Source organism: Ruminococcus sp. MCC718, from assembly GCF_018783905.1.
Lineage (GTDB): Bacteria > Bacillota > Clostridia > Lachnospirales > Lachnospiraceae > Hominisplanchenecus > Hominisplanchenecus faecis.
This window is the reverse complement of the sequence record NZ_WQNP01000171.1, coordinates 145,016-168,956: the sequence shown is the minus strand read 5'-3', so window position 1 is coordinate 168,956 and position 23,941 is coordinate 145,016. Positions and strand designations below refer to the sequence as shown.

The 23,941-nt window shown below is 43.4% G+C and carries 20 protein-coding genes; 13 read left to right on the top strand and 7 right to left on the bottom strand.

Annotation, left to right across the window (positions count from 1 at the left end; genetic code table 11):
• Positions 1–234, top strand: a 234-nt coding sequence (locus GPK60_RS14505) for a zinc ribbon domain-containing protein (RefSeq protein ID WP_215660878.1), incomplete at its 5' end; no start/stop codon positions are given.
• 116 nt (positions 235–350) lie between these two features.
• Positions 351–614: a hypothetical protein gene (locus tag GPK60_RS14500; protein WP_022118680.1), complete on the top strand. Its 264-nt coding sequence runs from the start codon at positions 351–353 to the stop codon at positions 612–614.
• Between the two features lie 312 nt (positions 615–926).
• On the opposite strand, the gene GPK60_RS14495 is transcribed toward GPK60_RS14500, so the two are convergent.
• From GPK60_RS14495 to GPK60_RS14485, 3 genes are all read right to left on the bottom strand, one after another.
• Positions 927–1,658, bottom strand: a complete 732-nt coding sequence (locus tag GPK60_RS14495) for a TraX family protein (RefSeq protein ID WP_173865807.1) — start codon at positions 1,656–1,658, stop codon at positions 927–929.
• Between the two features lie 5 nt (positions 1,659–1,663).
• Positions 1,664–3,721 (bottom strand): molecular chaperone HtpG, encoded by a 2,058-nt coding sequence (gene htpG, locus GPK60_RS14490; RefSeq protein ID WP_173865808.1) that lies wholly within the window; start codon positions 3,719–3,721, stop codon positions 1,664–1,666.
• Positions 3,722–3,860: 139 nt separating this feature from the next.
• On the bottom strand, positions 3,861–4,349 hold the full coding sequence (locus GPK60_RS14485) for a DUF5721 family protein (RefSeq protein ID WP_147631359.1): 489 nt from the start codon (positions 4,347–4,349) through the stop codon (positions 3,861–3,863).
• 517 nt (positions 4,350–4,866) lie between these two features.
• Here GPK60_RS14485 and GPK60_RS14480 point away from each other — a divergent pair.
• The 4 genes from GPK60_RS14480 to pflA all read left to right on the top strand — a co-directional run bounded on the left by GPK60_RS14480 (position 4,867) and on the right by pflA (position 9,436).
• Entirely contained in the window at positions 4,867–5,712 is an 846-nt protein-coding gene (locus GPK60_RS14480; RefSeq protein WP_022118644.1) for a DegV family protein, read from the top strand.
• A 139-nt stretch (positions 5,713–5,851) separates the two neighbouring features.
• Positions 5,852–6,205 (top strand): hypothetical protein, encoded by a 354-nt coding sequence (locus tag GPK60_RS14475; protein ID WP_022118645.1) that lies wholly within the window; start codon positions 5,852–5,854, stop codon positions 6,203–6,205.
• A 233-nt stretch (positions 6,206–6,438) separates the two neighbouring features.
• Positions 6,439–8,691 carry a formate C-acetyltransferase gene (pflB, locus tag GPK60_RS14470; protein ID WP_173865561.1) on the top strand — a complete coding sequence of 751 codons (2,253 nt, stop codon included), beginning with the start codon at positions 6,439–6,441 and terminating at the stop codon, positions 8,689–8,691.
• Between the two features lies 1 nt (position 8,692).
• Complete coding sequence (gene pflA / locus GPK60_RS14465) at positions 8,693–9,436, top strand: pyruvate formate-lyase-activating protein (RefSeq protein ID WP_173865615.1); 744 nt, start codon at positions 8,693–8,695, stop codon at positions 9,434–9,436.
• 223 nt (positions 9,437–9,659) lie between these two features.
• On the opposite strand, the gene GPK60_RS14460 is transcribed toward pflA, so the two are convergent.
• Positions 9,660–10,559, bottom strand: a complete 900-nt coding sequence (locus tag GPK60_RS14460) for an MBL fold metallo-hydrolase (protein ID WP_173865562.1) — start codon at positions 10,557–10,559, stop codon at positions 9,660–9,662.
• 73 nt (positions 10,560–10,632) lie between these two features.
• On the bottom strand, positions 10,633–12,378 hold the full coding sequence (locus GPK60_RS14455) for a helix-turn-helix transcriptional regulator (protein WP_215660875.1): 1,746 nt from the start codon (positions 12,376–12,378) through the stop codon (positions 10,633–10,635).
• Between the two features lie 312 nt (positions 12,379–12,690).
• Between GPK60_RS14455 and GPK60_RS14450 the strand changes: the two genes are divergently transcribed.
• The 3 genes from GPK60_RS14450 (at position 12,691) to eno (ending at position 16,367) form a co-directional block, all read left to right on the top strand.
• The gene (locus tag GPK60_RS14450) at positions 12,691–14,490 is read left to right on the top strand and encodes a leucine-rich repeat protein (RefSeq protein WP_252191419.1); all 1,800 of its coding nucleotides are present in this window, start codon (positions 12,691–12,693) and stop codon (positions 14,488–14,490) included.
• 161 nt (positions 14,491–14,651) lie between these two features.
• Positions 14,652–14,849 carry a hypothetical protein gene (locus GPK60_RS14445; RefSeq protein ID WP_215660870.1) on the top strand — a complete coding sequence of 66 codons (198 nt, stop codon included), beginning with the start codon at positions 14,652–14,654 and terminating at the stop codon, positions 14,847–14,849.
• Positions 14,850–15,068: 219 nt separating this feature from the next.
• Positions 15,069–16,367 carry a phosphopyruvate hydratase gene (gene eno, locus GPK60_RS14440; protein ID WP_173865566.1) on the top strand — a complete coding sequence of 433 codons (1,299 nt, stop codon included), beginning with the start codon at positions 15,069–15,071 and terminating at the stop codon, positions 16,365–16,367.
• 215 nt (positions 16,368–16,582) lie between these two features.
• Here the strand turns inward: eno and GPK60_RS14435 are convergent, their stop codons facing one another.
• Together GPK60_RS14435 and GPK60_RS14430 are read right to left on the bottom strand one after the other, a co-directional pair.
• The gene (locus tag GPK60_RS14435) at positions 16,583–17,473 is read right to left on the bottom strand and encodes a LysR family transcriptional regulator (protein WP_147631375.1); all 891 of its coding nucleotides are present in this window, start codon (positions 17,471–17,473) and stop codon (positions 16,583–16,585) included.
• A gap of 237 nt (positions 17,474–17,710) precedes the next feature.
• Complete coding sequence (locus GPK60_RS14430) at positions 17,711–18,943, bottom strand: argininosuccinate synthase (protein WP_173865568.1); 1,233 nt, start codon at positions 18,941–18,943, stop codon at positions 17,711–17,713.
• Between the two features lie 408 nt (positions 18,944–19,351).
• Between GPK60_RS14430 and argC the strand changes: the two genes are divergently transcribed.
• The 4 genes from argC (at position 19,352) to GPK60_RS14410 (ending at position 23,801) form a co-directional block, all read left to right on the top strand.
• Entirely contained in the window at positions 19,352–20,392 is a 1,041-nt protein-coding gene (gene argC, locus GPK60_RS14425; protein WP_022118657.1) for an N-acetyl-gamma-glutamyl-phosphate reductase, read from the top strand.
• A 24-nt stretch (positions 20,393–20,416) separates the two neighbouring features.
• Positions 20,417–21,640, top strand: coding sequence for a bifunctional glutamate N-acetyltransferase/amino-acid acetyltransferase ArgJ (gene argJ / locus GPK60_RS14420; protein WP_022118658.1), 1,224 nt, complete (start codon positions 20,417–20,419; stop codon positions 21,638–21,640).
• Between the two features lie 84 nt (positions 21,641–21,724).
• Positions 21,725–22,624 carry an acetylglutamate kinase gene (argB, locus tag GPK60_RS14415; protein WP_022118659.1) on the top strand — a complete coding sequence of 300 codons (900 nt, stop codon included), beginning with the start codon at positions 21,725–21,727 and terminating at the stop codon, positions 22,622–22,624.
• Positions 22,611–23,801 (top strand): aspartate aminotransferase family protein, encoded by a 1,191-nt coding sequence (locus GPK60_RS14410; protein ID WP_173865569.1) that lies wholly within the window; start codon positions 22,611–22,613, stop codon positions 23,799–23,801. The genes argB and GPK60_RS14410 overlap by 14 nt, the downstream gene beginning before the upstream one ends.
• Positions 23,802–23,941 lie beyond the last annotated feature (140 nt).

The window sequence follows — 23,941 nt, the reverse complement described above, 5'->3', positions numbered from 1 at the left end:
ATAAAACTTCAAGCTAAATGCAACGAAAATGGAATGGAACTTCGTGTGGCAAACAGATGGTATCCATCTTCTAAAACCTGTCATTGCTGCAAAAATATCAGGAAAGATTTAAAACTTTCAGATAGAATTTTCAAATGTGCTTGTGGTTATATCGAAGAGAGAGATTTCAATGCTGCGTACCGAAGGCTATTTCGGGAATTTACGACTGTGGAGTGTACAAGAACTTGTGAGTAGATATGATTTCGGTCAATCCAAAGCATACACGATAAAGCAGTAAGTAGAACTCGTGAGGGTCTACATTATCTCGGTGTGAGTATATTTAATCACATTTTGAGTGGCAGGATTTGATCATGGCAAATTTCAGCAAAGAATGTATTGAGACGTTTTTAAACAAACAGCTGCAACTGTTTGATGAAAAAGTGGCAGAGACACCGCAGGAGGCAGAAGAGTTCCTTGAGGATAATCTGGCGGTCGTACTTGACAGTATCGAAGATGTACGTGACTATCTGGATGAGAGCGGAATGGATGCGGCACAGCTTTCCAAAGACGAGATTTTGCAGGCATCCGAAGTGTTTGCACTTCCGGGTGGAAAATATCTTGTAGTGCTTGCCTGAGAAATTCAGACGGAGATTTCCTGGCGAGTGTAAAGAAATGATGGAAGTTTTATAAGGTGCTGTCTGCGAAAAACAGCAGAGTATGTGCAAATAAACGTCATAAAATGATTTTGTAAAATAGGACGCCATGATGATTCGAAAACAATCTCACGACGGAAGCCTTGCTACCGTCAGTACGATTGTTTTCGAATTCATCATGGCTATGCTGTTTTACGTTCCCTTCGGGGAATTCGTTCATTTGCACATGCACAAATTTATAGACTTTCATGAAAGCTCTATTTATATCAGAAAATGTCTCCCCAAATCAATGCTTTATATTGAAATAAGAATTGGCAACAAGAATGTTTTAACTCCCCACAGAATCAGCAGATGCACCGGATAAAACCAGTAGAAGAACCATTTGCCGGATTTCCCGCGTTTTCCGTTATAGAACCAGACAGGAATAAAAGCAAGCGGTGCAGTCGTCTCCCAGCTAAAGGCAACAGCTCCGGCTACGACCTGCTTCATCCGATCATAGCGGAAAATATAGAGCAGTTCGATCAGCAGAACACCGCGATAGCCATAATCTGTATGCAGAGCCCATGCAAGCACCATTGCCAGGATTAAAACAAGCACCTGTGCCACAGGCTGTGCTTGCATTCGGAAGTAATCGCACAGCATCATAGCAAGCAGTCCGATCAGCAGGGTGAAAAAGACGTTTTGGTGTACTGGATCAAAGAGACGTCCCATGATCGCAAGATCAAAAGGGATTTCCGAGACCAGTGCAAACAGAAAAAGGCGGAGTGCATATTTTTTTCGGTCGTGCGTGTGCAGAAATCCTTCTACTAACAAAAAGCAGAAGATCGGAAAGGAGACACGGCCGATCAGACGGAGGATACGGTCTGTGTTCCGAAGCATTTCAAAAAGAGCCGCATCATTTCGTATTTCATCTACCAAAAGGAGCCCGCGTTCGAAAACGCAGGCACCTATGTGGTCAATGAGCATGGTAATCATTGCAATCTTTTTTAAAGAACTCCCGGTCAGGGAAGGGGATTGTCTGCTCATCTGTTTTATTTTGCCAGCAGCATCATGATCTTATTGCTGCGGGTGATGAATTTGGTCATTTCTTCCGGTGCAAGTGGTTTATGGCTCAGCATTGCCAGGTCATAGAGCTGTTCACACATCATCGGTACATGTTCAGAATCTTTGTGATTGAAGATATACTGAACCAGTTCATTGTTTGCATTCAGAACTAAAGTAGCAGGACCGCCGAACATGTTCGGATCCATACCGTACATATTATACATCTTCATCATATCCTGCATACGGCGTGTTTCCTCAGACAGAACAATCATCGAAGAAACAGAGGCATTTTTCAGTTTTTCTATTTTGACTTCCAGCTTATCATTGTTCAGTGCTTTGTGGAATACATCCGTCAGAGTTTCTTTTTCTTCTTTCAGATCTTCTTCGGAAACTTCTTCTTTCATATCTGCATTGACATCTGCATCGATACGCTCGAATTTGATGGTGTCATCCTGACGCTCCAGATGTGTGATGAAAGCAGAGTCGATATTATGTTTCAGGATCACAGCATCAATGCCCTGTTCTTTGAACAGATTGATGTACTGGCTCTGCTGTACTTCATCTGTGACATAGAAAAGTACCGTTTTTTCTTTTTGCTTTTCTTCTGCATTTTCTGTGCTTTCTGTTTCTTTTACAGCTTCCGCAGTATCTTCTTTTTTGTTTTCTTCAACAAAATCCTGAAGAGTCAGATATTTGCCGTCGAGGTTCTTGAACAACAGACAGTCTTTGATACGGTCATAGAATTTGTCATCTTTGATGCAGCCGTATTTGATGAACGGGCTGATATCATCCCAGTATTTCTCATAATTTTCACGGTCGGTCTTGCACATGCCGGTCAGTTTGTCTGCAACTTTCTTGCTGATATATTCAGAAATTTTCTTTACAGTACCGTCGTTCTGCAATGCACTTCTGGAAACGTTCAAAGGCAGATCCGGACAATCGATCACACCTTTTAAGAGCATCAGGAACTCCGGAATCACTTCTTTGATATTATCGGCGATAAAGACCTGATTGTTGTAAAGTTTGATCGTACCTTCTACAGAGTCATATTCTGTGTTGATCTTAGGGAAGTAAAGGATACCTTTCAGATTGAACGGATAGTCCATGTTCAGATGGATCCAGAACAGAGGTTCCTTGTAATCCATAAATACTTTGCGGTAGAAATCTTTGTATTCGTCTTCGCTGCATTCATTCGGATGCTTTGTCCACAGTGGGTGGATATCATTTAAAGCAACCGGACGCTTCTGGATTTTAACCATTTCTTTTGCAGGAGAAACTTCAACGATTTCTTTTTCACCGTTCTCATTTTCTTTCTCTTCTGTTTTGGCATCTTCGTGGATGTGTTCGATCACAACATCGTCGTCACGCAGTTCGCTCTCTTCAATGGTTTCGTATTCCGGTTCTGCATTTGCTTTGGAGAGGAAGATCTCAACCGGCATGAAAGAGCAGTATTTGTCCAGAACTTCTCTTGTGCGGTATTCGTTTGCAAATTCAACACTTTCTTCATTTAAATAAAGAGTGATCTCTGTACCTACGGTTGTTTTGCTGCCGTCACCGATCGTGTACTGTGTGCCGCCGTCACATTCCCAGTGAACAGCTGTTGCACCGTCACGGTAGGAGAGTGTATCGATATGTACTTCATCTGCTACCATGAATGCGGAATAAAAACCAAGACCGAAATGACCGATCATTTCATCTGCATTTGTCTTGTCTTTGTATTTCTCAAGAAAAGCAGTCGCACCGGAGAAAGCGATCTTTGTGATGTATTCTTCGACTTCGTCTGCTGTCATACCAAGACCGGTATCAATGAATTTCATAGTTTTTTCTTCCGGATTTACGATAACCTGAATAGAAGCTTTGTAATCTTCCGGAAAAGTATATTCACCCATGATTTCCAGTTTTTTCAGTTTGGTGATGGCATCACATCCGTTGGATACCAGTTCACGGATGAAAATATCGTGGTCAGAATATAACCATTTCTTTATAATAGGAAATATATTGTCACTGTCGATGGATAAGTTACCTGTTCTATTTGTATTACTCATAATCGTTCACACCTTTCCAATAATCTTGCAGCAGCCAAGTTTTCTTATGACTGCCCTATGCAAGATAGTTTAGTACCGTTCTATGGAAATGTCAAGAGAAAATCAGCACTCAAACGCAACGAGTGCTAACAAAAAAGCATTAACTTTCTAAAGAAAGTATAAACTTCTGGATTTTCTGATCCCAGGCATGTTCCAGGGACTTATCCATTGAGAAAATGTTAAGAGATGTTCCGGTTACAGCATTCAGCCGACTATCTTTATAACGCAGATTTAAAAACAGGCCGTTGATGTCGGAGACTGTGAAAGAAGTATCTGTTTCGGACAGAAATGATTCGACTGCACGGGAAGAGAGCTGCAGGACGATCGAGAAAGAAAGCGGTGTGTGGTTGCCGCGGATCAGTTCAAAGCAGACGGGACGCAGCTGTTTCCAGCGGGCGATCGGTGTGCGGTCTTTATAGAGTGTCTCATATTCTTCTTTCGTATAATAATCTTTCAGAATATGTCCATCCATATGGAAAGAGGCAAATGTAGAAAGAGAAAGCTCCGGAACGCAGAATGCATCAAAGGTACTGCGGCAGAGCAGATGGTTCATAAACAATTTTACTTCGGTTATAGGAATAGAAATCATAAGTACCTCCTGTCAGAAAGCGGACATATACAGGATTTTGATGATATGGTCCGTGTATTTTTCAGTATAGCGGAAAAAACCGAAAAAGAAAAGAAGAAAAGCATTGCAAAATATGTGATATGTGTTATAGTAGAATGTAGTATTAAAAACCAGATAACATGATGTGAGTGTTAAGATTTATCTCAGTCGAGAAGACTCCCACTTCTGCAAGTGGTGAGTAATAACAAGTCTTTCTCAGTGGGAGTACAATCTCCGACTGAGATAAACGCTCCGCGAGGATGTGCAGTGATTCTGAGAAGAATATGTCAGCTTTCGCTGACCAGAATCACGCACCAAGTCTCACGTGCGTTCGACTTGAATTTTGACATTCATACCATATCAATAGAAGATAAAAATTCTGTGAAAATCTACAGAAGGTCTGGCTTGTGAACATCGCAGCACTTTTATTTTCATACTGCGGCGATGCACATTTCTGTATAGATTTGAATAAGCGGAATTTAATATGGAGGATTTATAGATGAGTTTCAGAGTAGTGATCGACAGCTGCGGGGAGCTGACAGATGAGATGAAAAAGAGCGGCAATTTTGTGTCTGCACCGCTGACACTGCAGGTGGATGAGTATATTGTACAGGATGATGAGGAACATTTCAACCAGGCAGAGTTTTTAAAAAAAGTAGCGGAGTGCCCAAACTGTCCGAAATCTTCCTGCCCATCGCCGGAAATATATCGTGATGCCTACGACTGTGATGCAGATCATGTTTATGCAGTGACGCTTTCAGAAAAACTGAGTGGATCTTACAACAGTGCAGTTCTTGGCAAAAATCTCTATCTGGAGGATCATCCGGATGCAAAAGTTTATGTATTCAATTCCTGCTCGGCATCTGTTGGTGAGACGCTGATCGGACTGAAAATCCAGGAGCTGGAAGAGAAGGGACTTTCTTTTGAAGAAGTTGTAGAACAGACAGAGGCTTATATTCTCTCACAGGATACCTGGTTTGTCCTGGAAAATCTGGACACCCTTCGTAAAAACGGCCGTCTCGGTACCGTAAAGGCTCTGGTAGCGACTGCACTGAAGATCAAACCGGTCATGGGATCAACAGACGAAGGCACGATTATTCAGCTGGATCAGGCAAGAGGCATGAAGAAAGCTCTTGTAAAAATGGTCAATTCAATCGAGGAGAAAAAATCATCCGATCCACAGGAGCGTATGGTTGGGATCGCTCACTGTAATTGTCCGCAGAGGGCAGAGATGGTAAAAGAGGAGATCATAAAGAGGCTGCCGTTTAAAGATGTGATCCTGGTCAATACCGCAGGTGTCAGCACCATGTATGCAAACGATGGTGGAATTATCGTAGTTGCATAAGTTTTTAAAATAGTGTATACTATGATGCTAGGGAGGATTGTGGGAGTGCAACGCACGGAACAATCCGTAGGTATCATAGTTGGGGACTTTTGACACCCACATCATACTATTAAGAAACTATATATAAGGAGTGAAAGACATGAGTCAGGCAAAAGTGGATCGCTACAAAGAAGAAAAGCAGAAACGCGAAAAGCTTCAGAAAAAAGAAAAAAGAGAGTTACTGCTCTGGAAAATAGTGGGCATTATCGTGCTGGTTGCTCTTGTTGGCTGGATTGGTTTCTCAGTATACCAGAATGTTCAGAAAGATGCGTCTCATACATATGAAATGAAAACAGATGCACTGGATCATTACATGAACGGTTTAAATGCTGAGACAGAAACTTCAAGTGAAGCGTCCACAGAGACAACAGAAAAAACGACAGAAGAAACTGCAGCAGAGACTTCTGCTGAAAGTACAGTAACCGAAGCAGCCGGTGAGACGGCAGCAGAATAAAAGAAAAAAGAAACTGCGTTATCGTGAAAACGAGAGGCAGTTTTTTATGTCTGAAAGAAAATGCTTCTGTTATATTTTTCAGAATGGTTTCTGAAAGGAAAATTGTACAGAAAAAAGAACGGCAACGTTTGTTATGTATTTAACAAAATACTTGCACTACATCTTGTGCTATGTTAAGATGAAAGCGACAAAACATAGAAACACAAAATCACAGAGAAAGGAAGATAGAAAACATGAAGGATTTTAAACAGTGGGATGGTTTCGCTGGAAGACTCTGGAAAGAAGGCGTAGACGTCCGCGATTTTATTCAGAACAACTACACACCATATGACGGAGATGATTCTTTCCTGGAGGGACCTACAGAGGCAACAAATCGTCTGTGGGGAAAAGTATCTGAACTTCAGAAAGAAGAGAGAGCAAAGGGCGGTGTCCTTGATATGGAGACTGATGTTGTAACAGGCATCACTGCATATGGAGCTGCTTATATTGATGACAACATGAAAGATATGGAGCAGGTTGTCGGTCTGCAGACAGACAAGCCGCTGAAACGTGCATTTATGCCATACGGCGGAATCAAGATGGCTGAGAAATCCTGTGAAATGTATGGATATAAACCAAATCCACAGCTTCATGAGATCTTTACCAAATACCATAAAACACATAACCAGGGTGTATTTGATATCTATACACCGGAAATGTTAAAAGCACGTCATAACAAGATCCTGACCGGTCTTCCGGATACTTACGGACGCGGACGTATTGTAGGTGATTACCGTCGTGTGGCTCTGTACGGTATCGATTACTTGATCGAGAAAAAGAAAGCAGATTTTACTGCTACAAACCGTCAGGGTATGCGTCGTGGTGACTTCCAGCTGCGTGAAGAGATCGCAGACCAGGTTCGTGCACTGCAGGAAATGAAAGAAATGGCACAGTCCTATGGATATGATATTTCCGAGCCGGCTAAGAATGCAAAAGAAGCAGTTCAGTGGCTGTACTTCGGATATCTGGCTGCCATCAAGACACAGAACGGTGCAGCTATGAGTGTCGGACGTATTTCTACTTTCCTTGATATTTATATTGAGAAAGATATTGCAGCAGGTATCCTGACTGAAAAAGAAGCTCAGGAACTGATCGATCATATGGTTATGAAATTCCGTATGGTAAAATTCGCAAGAATCGCTTCTTACAACCAGCTGTTCTCCGGTGACCCGGTATGGGCAACTCTGGAAGTAGCAGGTATGGGTATGGACGGACGTTCTATGGTAACAAAGAATGATTACCGTTTCCTGCATACACTGGAAAACATGGGACCTTCACCGGAACCGAACCTGACCGTTCTGTATTCCGAACGTCTGCCTGAGACATTCAAAAAATATGCAGCACATATCTCTGTTACAACAAGCTCTATCCAGTATGAGAACGATGATGTTATGCGTCCGGTATGGGGCGATGACTATTCTATCTGCTGCTGTGTATCTGCTACTGAGACAGGTAAAGAGATCCAGTTCTTCGGAGCAAGAGCAAACCTGGCAAAATGTCTGCTGTATGCGATTAACGGCGGTGTAGATGAGAAGACAAGAGATCAGGTAGCACCGAAATATCAGGCGATCACATCCGAATATCTGGATTATGATGAAGTTATGGATAAATATGACACCATGCTTGACTGGCTGGCACATCTGTATGTAGGAACTCTGAACATGATCCATTACATGCATGATAAATACTACTATGAAGCAGCAGAGATGGCTCTGATCGATACAGACGTAAGACGTACATTTGCTACTGGTATCGCAGGATTCTCACATGTAGTAGACTCTCTGTCCGCAATCAAGTATGCAAAAGTAAAAACGGTTCGTGATGAAAGCGGAATCGTTACCGATTATGAGATCGAAGGAGACTTCCCAAGATACGGTAATGACGATGACAGAGCTGACGAGATCGCTGTATGGCTGCTGCGTACATTCATGGATAAACTGAAATACTGCCATACCTACCGTGATTCTGAGCCGACAACTTCTATCCTGACAATCACATCAAACGTAGTATACGGTAAAGCAACCGGTTCTCTGCCAGATGGAAGAAAAGCAGGCGAGCCTCTGGCACCTGGAGCAAACCCATCTTACGGAGCAGAACAGAACGGTCTGCTGGCATCTTTGAACTCCGTTGCAAAACTTCCGTACGAAGATGCACTGGATGGTATCTCCAATACACAGACCATCAACCCGGGTGCTCTGGGACACGATGATGCAGAGCGTACCGAAAATCTGGTTCATGTACTGGATGGTTACTTCAAACAGGGTGCACATCACCTGAACGTAAACGTATTCGGAAAAGAAAAACTGATCGATGCTATGGAGCATCCGGAAAAAGAAGAATACGCAAACTTCACAATCCGTGTATCAGGATATGCTGTTAAATTTATCGACCTGACAAGAGAACAGCAGCTTGACGTTATCGCAAGAACCTGCCACGACAGAATGTAATATGGAAAACGGGGCAAAAACAGGATATGTCCATTCGCTGGAAAGCTTTGGATCGGTTGACGGTCCGGGTGTGCGTTATGTGATCTTCTTAAGCGGCTGTGCGATGCGATGCCAGTTCTGTCATAATCCGGATACTTGGAATATGACAACCGGCAAAAGCTACACAGCTGATGCCCTTCTGAAACAGGCAGTAAAATACCGCACTTATTGGGGAAATAAGGGCGGTATTACTGTCAGTGGAGGAGAACCACTGCTTCAGATTGATTTTCTGATCGAACTGTTTCGCAAGGCAAAAGAGATGGGGATCCACACAACGCTGGATACGAGCGGCAATCCTTACACGGAAAAAGAGCCATTCTATTCAAAATGGCTGGAACTGATGAAATACACCGATCTGATTCTTCTGGATATCAAGCATATTGATGAACAGGAGCATATTAAACTGACCGGTCAGACCAACAAAAATATTCTGGCTATGGCAGAAAAGTTATCGGATATGGGAAAACCGGTATGGATCCGTCATGTACTGGTTCCGGAGCGGAGCGACCGTGATGATTACTTGCACCGGCTGGCAGATTTTATTCACACGCTGAAAAATGTGGAGCGTGTGGAAGTACTGCCATACCATACTCTGGGCGTGTTCAAATGGGAAAATTTAGGGATTCCATATCAGCTTGAAGGGATCAATCCGCCAAGTGCCGAGCGGATCAAGAATGCAGAAGAGATTCTGGCGTTCAGGAAATAGAAATAACAGGAAAATTTTAAATGTGCAAAAGGAACAATGCCCTGAAGGACACGTAAAAGTGTCTTCCTGGGCATTGTTCCTTTTGCACATTTGGAAAGCGGACATTCACAATCCGCTTCTCTGCGTTCAAATTTCAATATTCCACGAGTTTTTTAAAGCAGAGAAAATTTACTCCACAACCGGAGGTACAAAATGTTCGATCGCATTTCGCAGTTTCGGATGATTAGCGGATGGTAACGCTGCGTTTTCGGCTGTTATACGTATAGACTTTTTCACCAAGATCTTTTAAAACCTTTATATTTCTTTTTACAGTATCTCGTTTTCGAAGAAAAGAGGGAGCATCGATAAAAGTGACCTTTGCATGGATATATTTGAAAAAAGATTCTCTCTTGTCGTTGTTTCCATGATGCGGAGCCTGAAGATACGTTGCCTTCAGACGTTTGTGATAAGTTTTGATAAGTCTTTTGCCAATGCTGCTCACAATATCTCCGGTGAAAAGCATACTTGTTTTTTTACCAGAAATTTTAAAAACCAGAGAAGAACCATTGCAGATATCTTTGGTCGTATCTTTCAAATTACGGCTGTAACCATTAAAAAATTCAAAATTCAGACCGGCGAAGGAAAAAGTATCATCTGCTTTTGCCCACCGGATCTTGGGATTTTTTCTTACAAGACGTGAAAACTTCTGAAATACCTGATATTCATCCCATGGATATTGATAGTGTCTGTAACGGGAAGCGTTGATCTTTGGTGTAATAACCTGATCAATCTGTATGCCGTCCGGATTGGCAAAAATCTGATTAAAAGCTCCGACATGATCCGGATGCGGATGTGTGATAATCCAGAGATTTACCTTTCCGCCCAGTTTCTTTATGGTATCGCGTACTCTTTTCGCATCATAATCCCATCCACCGTCAATTACGATCAGTTTGCCGTTGCTTCCTTTGATCGTATAAAACATGGACTGCTGAAAATCAGAATCAGAGCCATGTTGCGTGACCTTCCAGGAAGATGCATAAACTTTTTGTCCGCAGCCAAGGTGCAGGCTGAAGAATAAAAAGAGTCCGGCGAAAAAGAAAAACAAAAAAGTATGTGAGTGGAAAACCGGTGTTTTATTTCTCATTGGGATCCCTCCTTTAGTGATATATTTATCATATTGTCTTTTATACTGTTTTGCAGGAATTATCATTAACATTTCATTTTTCAGCTTCCACAACCGGTGGTATGAAATATTCGATCGCATTTCGCAATTTCGGATGATGGATCACAAAATGAATCGCCGGGGCATTCCCTTTGGAGATCATCGCCCATTTTCCTTCGTGCAGAATGATCTGCAGATTTTGAAAAGGATTAGAGGAAGATGTGGTCAAATGATAATTCGGATGTAAACAGGCAAAAGTTTCTGCCTGTTTTTTCTGCTCCAGATATTCTTCATAGCTCACTGGTATGTTATCTGGAAAAAACATACCGGACAGTGGAAGAGAAAGTGCATGAAGATAAAAATCTTTTTCGGTGAGGAGTGGAATTTCGTCTTCGATCACATCATGTTCCAGAATTTTTTCGGTGATATCACGCTGATTTTGTGCAAAGTCAAGAATGGAAGCCTGATCCTTTGCAGAAAGTCTGTGTTTCTGTAAAAAATCTTTCAGATAATCAGAATCTAGCGTGTAAAGTGGCAGGGAAGAAAGAATGCTGCGGCGTTTTCCTGGTGTGGAAGTGTCGGCAAGCAGAAAAGCATTCAGTTTTCCGGCGTGATCTTCTCGATAAATATCCATCAGAGGAGAAGCATTTAGCAGCAATGCTTCTGCACGCTTTGTATAATAAGCAATATCTTCTTTTGTCTTGGAAAGATAATAACGCCCTTCGCTGTGATGACCCGAAATTGCTTCACCGGAAAGTACGGCAGCTCCGGATACTTTCAGGAAATGATGAAAAACATTGCCGGGATCGGATTTCAGATAATAAGGAGAAATCTGTCCGGTCATATACATGGGAATCCAGCTTTCCAGTCCGAGCATCATTTCTTCAAAAGAACGGTCAAGATGATGAATCTGATCCAGATGCAGACCTTTTTTCAGGAGCAGAGCCATACCAAACATCCATTTCTTTGGAAAATCGGGGTCTTTTGCCATTTCTGTTATGGGCATATCACTGTACATGATAACTGGTCTTTTTGATCTGGAAAGGACGGTTGCCTTTAAAAAATGAAGTTCACTTGCCATCATTTCTTCCGGTCCATAGTAATATTTTGCCGTCGGAAACTGAAACGGAACACCCGGAACTTTCATTTCATCGAAATGGATGACTTTTATATATTCATTCAGATCAAATTCATCCAGTTTGGATAAAAATTTGGAAAGACTGTCTTCGCCCTTTTTCCTGTTCTGACTGTTTAAAAGCCACAGGCGGATTTTTTCGCAGACGGCAGAAGTATCGTTTAGTTCTTCTTCCGAACATTCCAGAAGCTGTGCCAGCACATAAAGATCATCGCCCTGGCAGTATTTACGTGCCACATAGGCGGAAACAGCCAGGACAAAGCCTTCCGGATCTGCAGGAGAGCGGCTGCCGTTTCGAAAGCGGAAAATCGTTGAGGTATCATAACTGATGTGCTGGCACAGTTTTGTGATATTTAGATTCAGTACAGAAATCAGCGTGTTAAAATTCTGACGCAGTTGCTCTTTGTCCGTGGACTTCATGTCTGAACAGGCGAGAAATTGCTGACGGATCTCTGCTTTTGTGAGATTTGTGCCTTCTCTTTTTAATGCGAGCGTTTCAAGGGCAGAGCAAAGCTGTTCAAACGTTTCCGAATGAACATCCGGCACACGTTCACCGGAACGATAACGACTGAGTGCAGCGGCAGAAATTCCGGAAACAGTGCAGAGTTCTTTGGCAGTACAGTTCACAACTTTCATATATTGATTCAACTGTTCATAAAAACGCATAGAAGCACCTCTTTTCATCAAATTTGCCAAAACATCAATAAAGCGTATTTCGCGTTCGGTTGCTATGTGTTTATTGTATCGGAGATTTGCAAAAAAGGGAAGATGAAAATATCAAAATTCCCGATTTGGCAATTGACGTTTCGGGAATCTTACTTGTCAAATAAGCAGAATCTTTTATACTGAGAGTAAAAGAGAACAGGTTGATTTTATACAAGATGTTTATATCTGGACAGAGCGAAAAGAAGGGGGGAGAAAGAGGTTCTGACAGATCAGGAAAGGAGAAATTTTATGAGGAAAATACAGGAGAGACACATGGATATAACTTGGAAACGAAAATGGATATTCTGGCTGTTGCTGGCAGTGATGCTGCTGTTTTTACCGGGAAAGACATTTGCAGCAGAAAAAGAAAGCAAAGATGCTGATGATCTATATACATATCATACGGCTTTTGATGCAAAGGCGAGCCTGAAGATCCGTCATATGAAAGATTATGGAGTGCTGGATTATGAAGAAACCGTGGAAGTGGAAGATTCCTGCGACTATCTGGACGGAAATGAGGATCTGGATGTGATCCAGGCGAAGATTGCAGCCTATGATGCGAAAGTTCAGAAAGTATGCGAAGGAATGCAGGTCGTTTCCGGCACGGATACACGGGGGATTGACGGGGATACGATCAACATTGAATATGAAAATACCGAAGAAAACGGACAGATGGTTACCACCAGACATTTTTATCAGACTTACAAGATCCGAACAGACTGGGTGCTGGAAAAAATGGAGATTTCGGATGTGAATATTGTGAACAGCACACTTTCCTGTTATGCCGGTGATGCTCCAAAAGCAACCGCCCAAAAAGGTGACAGTGATGCTTCAAAATATGAAATCGCTTATGAACGCTGGGAAAAACTGGAAACAAATGCACAGGGATACCTGGAACCAGTAGCGTTCTGGTATTCTGATGAGAGCCAGTATATTGCTGCAACTCCAAAATTTACCACTTTCGAATCCGGTGCAATGTATATGTATTCTGTCTTTTTAAAAACGGTAGATGGGAATGAATTTTCAAAAGACCTGTCGCTGACATTAAATGGAAAACAGATTGACAGTCGGACCATTATTGTGGGAAATAACGGGACAACCTGTTTTGCAGATGCCCTGTACAGTGCCCGGTCTGAAGAAAAAGTAACGCCGAAGCCAATTGAAGTGATTGAAGTAAATGGAGTGGATTTTTCTTTCAAAGCGGGTGATGCTCCGAGATTCACCGGAAGTGTGTCGGAAGATGCTCTGTACTGTATCGATCACGAACGATGGAGCAATTTAAAAGAAGGATGGACTTCCTCGGACTATTGGAATGGCAGGTATGGTGATTTTGACGGAAGCTGGGGTATGCCGCTCACGAAATTCAAAGCACTGGAAACCTATTATTATGGAATTTGCCTGAGTCTGTCAGCCAGAGGATATCGAGAAGGATATTATTTTGATAAAAACATAACGAAGTTGAAGATCAATGGCCGGCTGATCCCGATACCAGATCCAGAAAACAGTTTCGATGAAACAGGGGAAACGGTATGGTTTAGCAACATCAAAAGTATTGTGATCCCGCCGCAGGGCAGCACAGCAAATGGAAGCACAACAAATCCTTCGGATACATCACAGACATTTCCGAAAACCGGAACATGGGTCAAAACAAAGGATGCACTTTATAAAGTGACAAAAGCCGATGCAACCGGATGTACCGTAACACTGGTAAAACCGCACAGGAAAACAAACAGTACGTTTACTGTACCGGCAACCATCAAAAGTGAGGATGGGAAAATCACATTCCGTGTAACGGAGATCAGTAAAAATGCATTTAAAAATCATGTGAAACTGAAAAAAGTCACCATCGGAAAAAATGTCAGCAGGGTCGGTGCGAATGCTTTTTCCGGTTGTAAAAAACTGAAGAATATTAAGATCACATCAACACAGCTCACAAAAAAATCTATAGGAAAGAATGTGTTTAAGGGCATTGATAAAAAGGCAGTTATCAAAGTGCCGAAAAAGAAACTCAAAGTCTATAAGAGTATTTTCAAAGGAAAAGGACAAGCAAAGAGCGTGAAAATTAAGAAGTAAAAAGAAAGCAAAAAGCATGGAATTACCGTGAAAATTCAGGGATTTCATGCTTTTTTGCTGCTTATGGGCAGTACATCTGTTTTAAAAAGTCTGCTTTCCGGAACAAAATGGAAAAAGACCTGTGTTAAGGTATAAGAAACAAGGGAAAGGGGGAATGAAAAATGCTGAAATTAAATGGAAATATTGTTGAGATTTACAAGTTTCCGGATGGAACACCAAGAATGGCACTCGATGTGGAAAATCTGGAAAAGCATGAAAAAAACGGAACCCTGTGTTTTGAAATAGAGTGGCTGTATGAGAAAAATGAGCAATTGCAGGAAATCGCTGATCAGAATAAACTGGTGTGGAAAACAGAATAGAATGTGTCAGATCCTTGTGACAGGTGAAAATTGATAAAACTTTCTCAATCCAATGAAGAAGTCCGCCTTGATTTCATATGGCAGTTATGATATTCTAACATTAGTTAGAAAAACCTAACTAATGTGAATAAATCATGGCAGGACTTCTTCTGTCTTTATGCGATCAGAGGCAGAAGACGAAGTGCCGATTATTTTAGGACGAGAAAGGGACTGGCAATCATGAAGAATTTAACAATTGAAAAAGTAATTGGAAGGGAAATCATCGACTCCAGAGGCAATCCAACCGTAGAAGCTGAAGTTTATCTGGCTGACGGTACGATCGGAAGAGGGACTGCACCAAGCGGAGCTTCTACAGGAGAGTTCGAGGCTCTGGAACTTCGTGATAATGATAAAGAACGTTTTGGCGGCAAAGGTGTGACAAAAGCAGTTGCAAACATCAACACCGTGATCAACGAAGCACTGAAAGGTAAAGATGCATCTGATATTTATGCAGTGGATGCAGCGATGAAAGCAGCAGACGGAACAAAAGATAAATCCAACTTAGGAGCGAATGCAATTCTGGCAGTATCGATTGCAAGCTGCCGTGCGGCTGCGACTGCACTTGAGATCCCTCTGTACCGTTTCCTTGGCGGCGTGAATGCAAACCGTCTCCCGGTACCGATGATGAACATCGTAAACGGCGGATGTCATGCATTATCTTCCGGACTGGATGTACAGGAATTTATGATCATGCCGGTTGGGGCACCTTCCTTTAAAGAATGTTTAAGATGGTGTGCAGAAGTATTCCATGCACTGGCTTCTATCTTAAAAGAAAGAGGACTGGCTACCTCTGTTGGTGATGAGGGCGGTTTTGCGCCGGCACTGAAATCCGACGAAGAAGCGATCGAGACGATTCTGGAAGCAGTGAAAAAAGCCGGTTATGAGCCGGGAAGCGACTTTATGATCGCTATGGATGCAGCTTCTTCTGAGTGGAAGACAGGAACAGTCGGAGAGTACAAACTGCCAAAGGCAGGAACGGTTTATACATCCGGGCAGCTGATTAATCACTGGAAAGCTCTGGTTGAAAAATACCCGATCATCTCCATCGAAGATGCACTGGATGAGGAAGACTGGGAAGGCTGGAAGAAACTGACCGCAGAATTAGGTGACAAGGTTCAGCTGGTAGGCGATGACCTGTTTGTTACCAATACCGAGCGTCTTTCAAAAGGTATCGAGCTTGGATGCGGAAACTCTATCCTGATCAAATTAAACCAGATTGGTTCGGTATCTGAGACACTGGAAGCGATCAAGATGGCTCACAATGCAGGATACACAGCGGTTACTTCTCATCGTTCCGGCGAGACAGAAGATACCACTATTGCGGATCTGGCGGTTGCACTGAATACCTGCCAGATCAAGACAGGAGCACCGAGCCGAAGCGAGCGTGTTGCAAAATACAACCAGCTGCTTCGCATCGAAGAAGAACTCGGAGCATCTGCAGTTTATCCACAGAAAAAAGCATTCCACGTTTCAAGATAATAAGAGATCAACAAATCACACTTCAAGAATGCCTCTGGCATTCTTGCTGCGAGGTGCACGTCATGCATTGCATGACATATTCTTCTGTGCACCTCTGCAATCCGCCGGAGGCTATATCAGATGGGAGATTGAATCCCGCCACTGATACAAGTTTGTTGCTCGCCGCCTACAGAGGTGGGAGTCATCTCACATCTGATATACATACTTCCTGTAATTTACATGTTTGCCGTCTGCAAAGCATTCATAAGCTTGCGGACGGCAATGCTTTTTGGCCGGTTTTTGTCCCAGATCAGGCAGATTTCGCGTTCCGGCATTCTTGAGGTGAGGTGGAGCTGTACCACTTCGCCTTTTTTAATGGCTTCTTCTGCCAGTGTCTCCGGATAAAATCCGATTCCGAGGTTGTGCCTGATCATCGGCAGGATCTGATCTGCGGTAGCGGCTTCGATATCCGGATAGAACGGCAGATCATGCTGCAGAAAGTAATTGATATGCATTTCTCTTGTTCCAGTATTTTGTCCGAGAGAAATAAACGGAATGTCCGTAAGCTCTGAGAGATGATGGATTTTAGAGGAAAAATCAGCGTATTTTGGCCCGGCGAGCAGAATCTCACGGAAGGAAGCAAGCGTATAATGACGCATGGATTTTTTCAGCTTGAGCGGTGTTGTGACAACAGAAATATCGGCCAGTCCGTTTTCCAGTGCCTGAATGGACTGAGGGGTGGAGAAATTGGAAATTTTCAGGCGGACTCCCGGATACTGTGCGTGAAAGGTCTCCAGTCGGTCAAGCAGCAGCAGTCGCAGAGCTGTCTCGCTTGCACCGATCGTGATCAGACCGCTTTCCAGACTTTTGTCTTTTTTCAGCTCGGATTCTGCAGTAGAGAGCTGCTCGTAAGCGATAGCGACATGCTGGAACAGTTTTTCTCCCTCAGGTGTCAGTGTTACTCCTCGGTTGGAGCGTACAAACAGTTTACATTCCAGTTCATTCTCCAGAATGTTCATGCAGCGGGTGATATTCGGTTGATTGTTATTTAAAATCTCGGCAGCTTTTGTAAAACTTTTATATTGGGCTACAAAATAAAAAAAACGATAATATTCAAAACTGACCATGCAAACCTCCTGTTTATTTTGACGTTCAAAAATGCTTCAGGCATTCTTGCTGCGAGGTGCACGTCATGCATCGCATGACATATTCTTCTGTGCACCTCTGCAATCCGCCGGATGTGTTCTGTTTTTGGATAATCTGAAATCTGAAAAAGGAAGCACTTTTGCAGTGCTCCCTTATATTCAGGTTACTTGTGAAGTCACAGAACATCGCCGGACTTCGGATGAAAAATATTTACAGAATTATTCACCAAGGTTTTTCTTTTCTACTTCAGCGAGCATCATAGCACGTACTTTCAGAGGCAGACCAAACAGGGTGATAAATCCGCTTGCATCATTGTGATCGTACATATCACCGGTTGTGAAGGATGCTAAAGATTCATTGTACAGGCTGTATGGAGAAGTTGTGCCGGCTTTGATGATGTTTCCTTTGTAAAGTTTGAATTTAACTTCGCCGGTTACATATTTCTGTGTTACTTCAACGAAAGCCTGGATTGCTTCACGCAGCGGTGTGAACCATTTTCCTTCGTATACGACCTGAGCGAACTGGCTGCCAAGTTTTTTCTTTGTTTCCATGGTTTCACGGTCCAGAGTGAGTTCTTCGAGCTGTTCATGGGCTGCCATCAGGATGGTTCCGCCCGGTGTCTCATATACACCACGGGATTTCATACCAACAACACGATTTTCTACGATATCTACGATACCGATACCATGTTTGCCTCCAAGAGCGTTCAGCTCTGTGATGATCTCAGAAACTTTCATGGCTTTTCCGTTCAGTGTTTTCGGAACCCCCTGTTCAAAAGTCATGGTAACATATTCCCCTTTTTCCGGAGCCTGTTCCGGTGTCACGCCAAGCACCAGCATGTTTTCGAAGTTCGGCTCGTTTGCCGGATCTTCCAGCTCCAGACCTTCGTGGCTGATGTGCCATAAGTTACGGTCACGGCTGTAGCTGTGGCTGTGGTCGAACGGCAGGTCGATACCGTGTTTTTTACAGTATTCGATCTCGTCTTCACGGGACTGGATGGTCCATACATCGGTCATACGCCATGGAGCGATGATCTTCAGATCCGGAGCCAGTGCCTTGATTGCCAGTTCGAAACGAATCTGGTCATTACCTTTACCGGTAGCACCGTGGCAGATGGTAGTAGCACCTTCTTTACGTGCGATCTCAACCAGTTTCTTTGCGATAACCGGACGTGCCATGGAAGTACCAAGCAGGTATTTGTGCTCATAAACTGCACCGGCTTTTACGCAAGGCATGATGAAATCGTCACAGAATTCATCAATGATATTTTCAATATATAATTTAGAAGCACCGGACAGTTTTGCTCTCTCTTCCAGACCATCCAGCTCGTTACCCTGTCCGCAGTCGATGCAGCAGCAGATAACTTCATAGTCAAAGGTTTCCTTTAACCAAGGGATCAGTGTGGTGGTATCGAGGCCGCCTGAATATGCCAGAACTACTTTTTCTTTCATGATATGTATTCCTCCTGAAATTTATGATCATTTTGTAAGTCAAAGACAAAAGAGCCATAAAACCACTCTTGTGCAAGTACATCGTGGTTTTTGGCTTTCGACCCTGGTATCATACACTATACAACAGTTATCATAATTATGCAAGTGAAAAAACGAAAAAGTTGTAAAAACAGCTGTAAAATGAATAATATACATTGCGTATGAATAAAAATACAATAAAAATACAAAGAAAACTCTTTACTTATAAAGAAAACTGGTATATGATAAGAAAGATTTCATTCGCACAGCGAATTTTTATGAATCTGCCGGAGACTGCATCAGATGGGCGGCACCTCACATTTGACAGAAAAAGAAAAGAAGAATAATCCGGACAGAAAAGATATATTAGGTTGAAAGGAGAATGTTGATATGATAAAAGCCGGAATAATAGGAGCAACCGGATATGCAGGAGGCGAACTTGTCCGTCTTCTCCTTAACCATAAAGAAGCAGAGATTGCGTGGTATGGTTCCAGAAGTTATGTGGATCAGAGATACAGCAGTGTTTACCAGAATATGTTCCAGATCGTGGATGCAAAATGTCTGGATGACAATATGGAGCAGCTGGCAAAAGAGGTAGATGTGATTTTCACAGCAACACCGCAGGGATTGTGTGCATCTCTTATAAATGAAGGGATTTTAAGTCAGGCAAAAGTGATCGATCTAAGTGCGGACTTCCGTATCAAAGACCGGAAGACTTATGAGCAGTGGTATAATCTGGAACACAAAGCACCGCAGTTTATTGAGGAAGCTGTTTACGGACTGTGTGAGATCAACCGGGAGGATATCAAAAAGGCAAGACTGATCGCAAATCCGGGATGTTATCCGACATGCAGCACCCTGTCCATTTATCCATTATTAAAGGAAGGCATTATTGATGGAAATACCGTTATCATTGATGCTAAATCCGGTACTTCCGGAGCAGGACGCAGTGCCAAGGTTGCAAACCTTTACTGTGAAGTCAATGAGAACATCAAAGCATACGGTGTTGCAACACACAGACACACACCGGAGATTGAAGAGCAGTTAGGTTATGCCGCCGGTTATCCGATCCATATTAATTTTACACCGCATCTGGTTCCGATGAACCGCGGTATTCTGGTTACTGCTTATGCATCTCTGAAAAAAGAGGTGACTTACGAAGAAGTTAAGGCGATCTATGATGCTTATTACGGAAAAGAACAGTTTGTACGTGTTCTGGATAAGGATGTCTGCCCGGAGACGAAGTGGGTAGAAGGAAGCAATTATGTGGATGTAAACTTCAAACTGGATCCGAGAACAAACCGTGTGATCATGATGGGGGCAATGGACAATCTGGTGAAAGGTGCAGCCGGTCAGGCCGTGCAGAATATGAACCTGATGTTTGGATTTGCCGAGAACGAAGGCCTTCAGGGCGTACCAATGTTCCCATAAAACAGAGAAAGGTCGTGAGCATAGATGAAGATAATAGATGGAGGTGTAACCGCTGCAAAAGGATTTAAAGCAGCCGGTATGCATGCAGGTATCAAAAAAGGTACAAAAAAAGATATGGCAATGATCGTAAGCAGTGCACCATGTATGGCAGCCGGAACGTTTACGACAAACCTTGTAAAAGCCGCACCGGTAAAATGGGATCAGCATGTGGTATACGAACATGGAGAGGCGAGAGCTGTTGTGGTAAACAGCGGTATTGCAAACGCCTGCACCGGAGCAGAAGGATATGGCTACTGTGAAGAGACTGCAAAAGCGGCAGCAGAAGCACTCGGTATCGACAAGGATGAGGTTCTGGTAGCATCTACCGGTGTGATCGGAAAACAGCTGCCAATCGATACGATCAAAAAAGGCGTGAAGGATCTTTCCGGACTGCTTCTGGATACCAGAGAAGCAGCAACACTGGCAGCAGAATCGATCATGACAACGGATACGGTAAAAAAAGAGGTTGCCGTTGAAGTTGAGATTGGCGGTAAAACGGTAACGATCGGCGGTATGTGCAAAGGTTCCGGTATGATCCATCCGAACATGTGCACGATGCTGAGCTTCCTCATGACAGATGCAGCTATTTCAAAAGAAATGCTTCAGAAGGCATTGAGTGCAGATGTCGATGATACCTACAATATGATTTCTGTTGACGGAGATACTTCCACAAATGATACCGTTCTGCTGCTGGCAAACGGACTGGCAGAGAATCCGGAAATTACAGAGGAAGGCGAAGATTATCAGACATTTGCCAGGGCACTGCACTATATCAACGAGACGCTCGCAAAGAAAATGGCAGGGGACGGCGAAGGTGCCACTGCATTGTTTGAGACAAAAGTGATCGGAGCACAGTCAAAAGAACAGGCGAAGATTCTGGCAAAATCCGTTATTTGTTCAAACCTTACCAAAGCGGCTATTTTCGGACATGATGCAAACTGGGGACGTATCCTCTGTGCCATGGGTTATTCCGGAGCTAAGTTTGATCCGGAAAAAGTAGATCTGTATTTTGAAAGTGCAGCAGGTAAGCTGAAGATCATCGAAAACGGTGTGGCACTTGATTACAGCGAAGAAGAAGCGACAAAGGTGCTCTCAGAAAAAGCAGTGACGGCTGTTGCTGACATCAAAATGGGAGAGGCATCCGCATCTGCCTGGGGTTGTGATCTGACTTACGATTATGTAAAGATCAATGCCGATTACCGCTCTTAAGCGGTAAGAGCTGCTTTGTGGCAGAGCAATTTACAGGCATCTGTCCGGATGCCGGAAGTATGGATAGAAACTGGAGGAAAAACAATGGATACAATGCAGGATCTGCTTCAGAAAGCCAGTGTGCTCAATGAAGCGTTACCTTATATACGGAAATTCAGCGGCAAGACCATCGTTGTAAAATACGGCGGAAGTGCCATGGTAGAACATGAACTGAAGAAAAACGTCATCCGTGACGTAGCACTTCTGAAACTGGTCGGATTTCGCCCGATCATCGTACACGGTGGCGGAAAAGAAATCACAAAATGGACAGGCAAAGTCGGCATTGAGACCAAATTTATCAACGGACTGCGTGTGACGGATAAAGACACCATGGAAGTGGCTGAGATGGTCTTAAATAAGATCAACAAAGGATTGGTGTCCATGATGGAGAAAGTCGGAGTCAAAGCGGTTGGTATCAGCGGAAAAGACGGCTCCGTTCTGCGTGTTAAGAAGAAACTCTCCAAAGGCGAAGATATCGGTTTTGTAGGCGAAGTGACAAAAGTCAATACCGAGCTTTTAAATACACTGCTGGACAATGATTTTGTCCCGGTGATCTGCCCAATCGGTTCAGATGATGAGTATCATTCTTATAATATCAATGCAGACGATGCAGCATGTGCGATTGCAACGGCAGTCGGAGCATCCAAACTGGTATTTTTAACGGATATCGAGGGTGTATACCGTGATCCGCAGGACAAATCCACACTGATCTCCGAACTGAGTATTCCGGAAGCAGAAGAACTGCTCGGCAGCGGAAATATCGGCGGCGGCATGCTCCCGAAGATCCAGAACTGTGTCGATGCGATCAAGTCCGGTGTTTCCAGAGTACATATCCTGGACGGAAGGATCCCGCACTGCCTGCTGTTGGAGTTCTATACCAACAAAGGTATCGGTACTGCGATTATCGGGGATGAGGAGGAACGTTTTTACAATGAAAATGAATGAATATATGGAGAGAACGGAACAGGTGGTTCTGCACACCTATAATCGTTTCCCGGTTGTTTTTGAAAAAGGAGAAGGCGTACATCTTTATGATACCGAAGGAAAGGAATATCTGGATTTCGGTGCCGGAATTGCGGTGTTTGCACTTGGCTATCATTATGCGGACTACGATCAGGCTTTAAAAGATCAGATTGACAAAGTGATCCATACCTCCAATCTTTTCTACAATGTGCCGATGATGGAAGCAGCAGAAAAACTGGTAAAGGCAAGTGGCATGAGCAAAGTATTCTTTACCAACAGCGGTACGGAGGCGATCGAAGGTGCGATCAAAGCCGCACGTAAATATGCATGGAACAAAGACCATGCAACGGATCACGAGATCATTGCCATGAACCATTCCTTCCACGGAAGAAGCGTCGGAGCACTTTCCGTTACCGGAAATCCGCATTATCAGGAAGCGTTCAAACCGCTGATGGGCGGCGTGAAATTTGCAGATTACAATGATCTGGACAGTGTAAAAGCTCAGATCACAGACAAAACCTGTGCGATTATCATGGAAACCCTTCAGGGCGAAGGCGGCATTTATCCGATGGAAGAGAGCTTCTTAAAAGGTGTTAAAGAAATCTGTGAAGAAAAAGATATTCTTCTGATCCTCGATGAAATCCAGTGTGGTATGGGACGTACCGGAAGCATGTTTGCATGGCAGCAGTACGGCGTGATGCCGGATATCATGACCTGTGCAAAGGCACTGGGATGCGGCGTGCCGGTCGGAGCGTTTGTCTTAAACGAAAAGACTGCAAAAGCCTCTTTAGTTCCGGGAGATCACGGTACAACTTACGGTGGAAATCCCTTTGCCTGTGCAGCGGTTTCCAAAGTGTTTGATCTGTTTGAAGAACATGACATCGTCGGTCATGTAAGAAAGACAGCTCCGTATCTGGAAAAGAAACTGGATGAACTGGTAGAAAAACATGACTGCTTTACCGCACGTCGCGGAAAAGGATTCATGCAGGGACTGGTTGTGAGCGGCAGACCGGTCGGCGAACTTGTCAAAGCAGCTCTGGCAAATGGTCTGATTGTGCTTTCCGCAGGAAGTGATGTACTGCGTCTGGTGCCTCCGCTTGTGATCACCGAGAAAGACATCGACGAGATGGTTGAAAAACTGGAAGCGGTTTTATCTTAGTCGGAGAAGACTCCAACTTCTATGAGTGGCAAGCAACAAATTTGTCTTAGTGGGAGTGCAATCTCCGACTAAGATAAACGCTCCGCGAGGGCACACATTGTCCAGTGGACAATGGTTTTGTGCCGACCGGAACGAAGTGT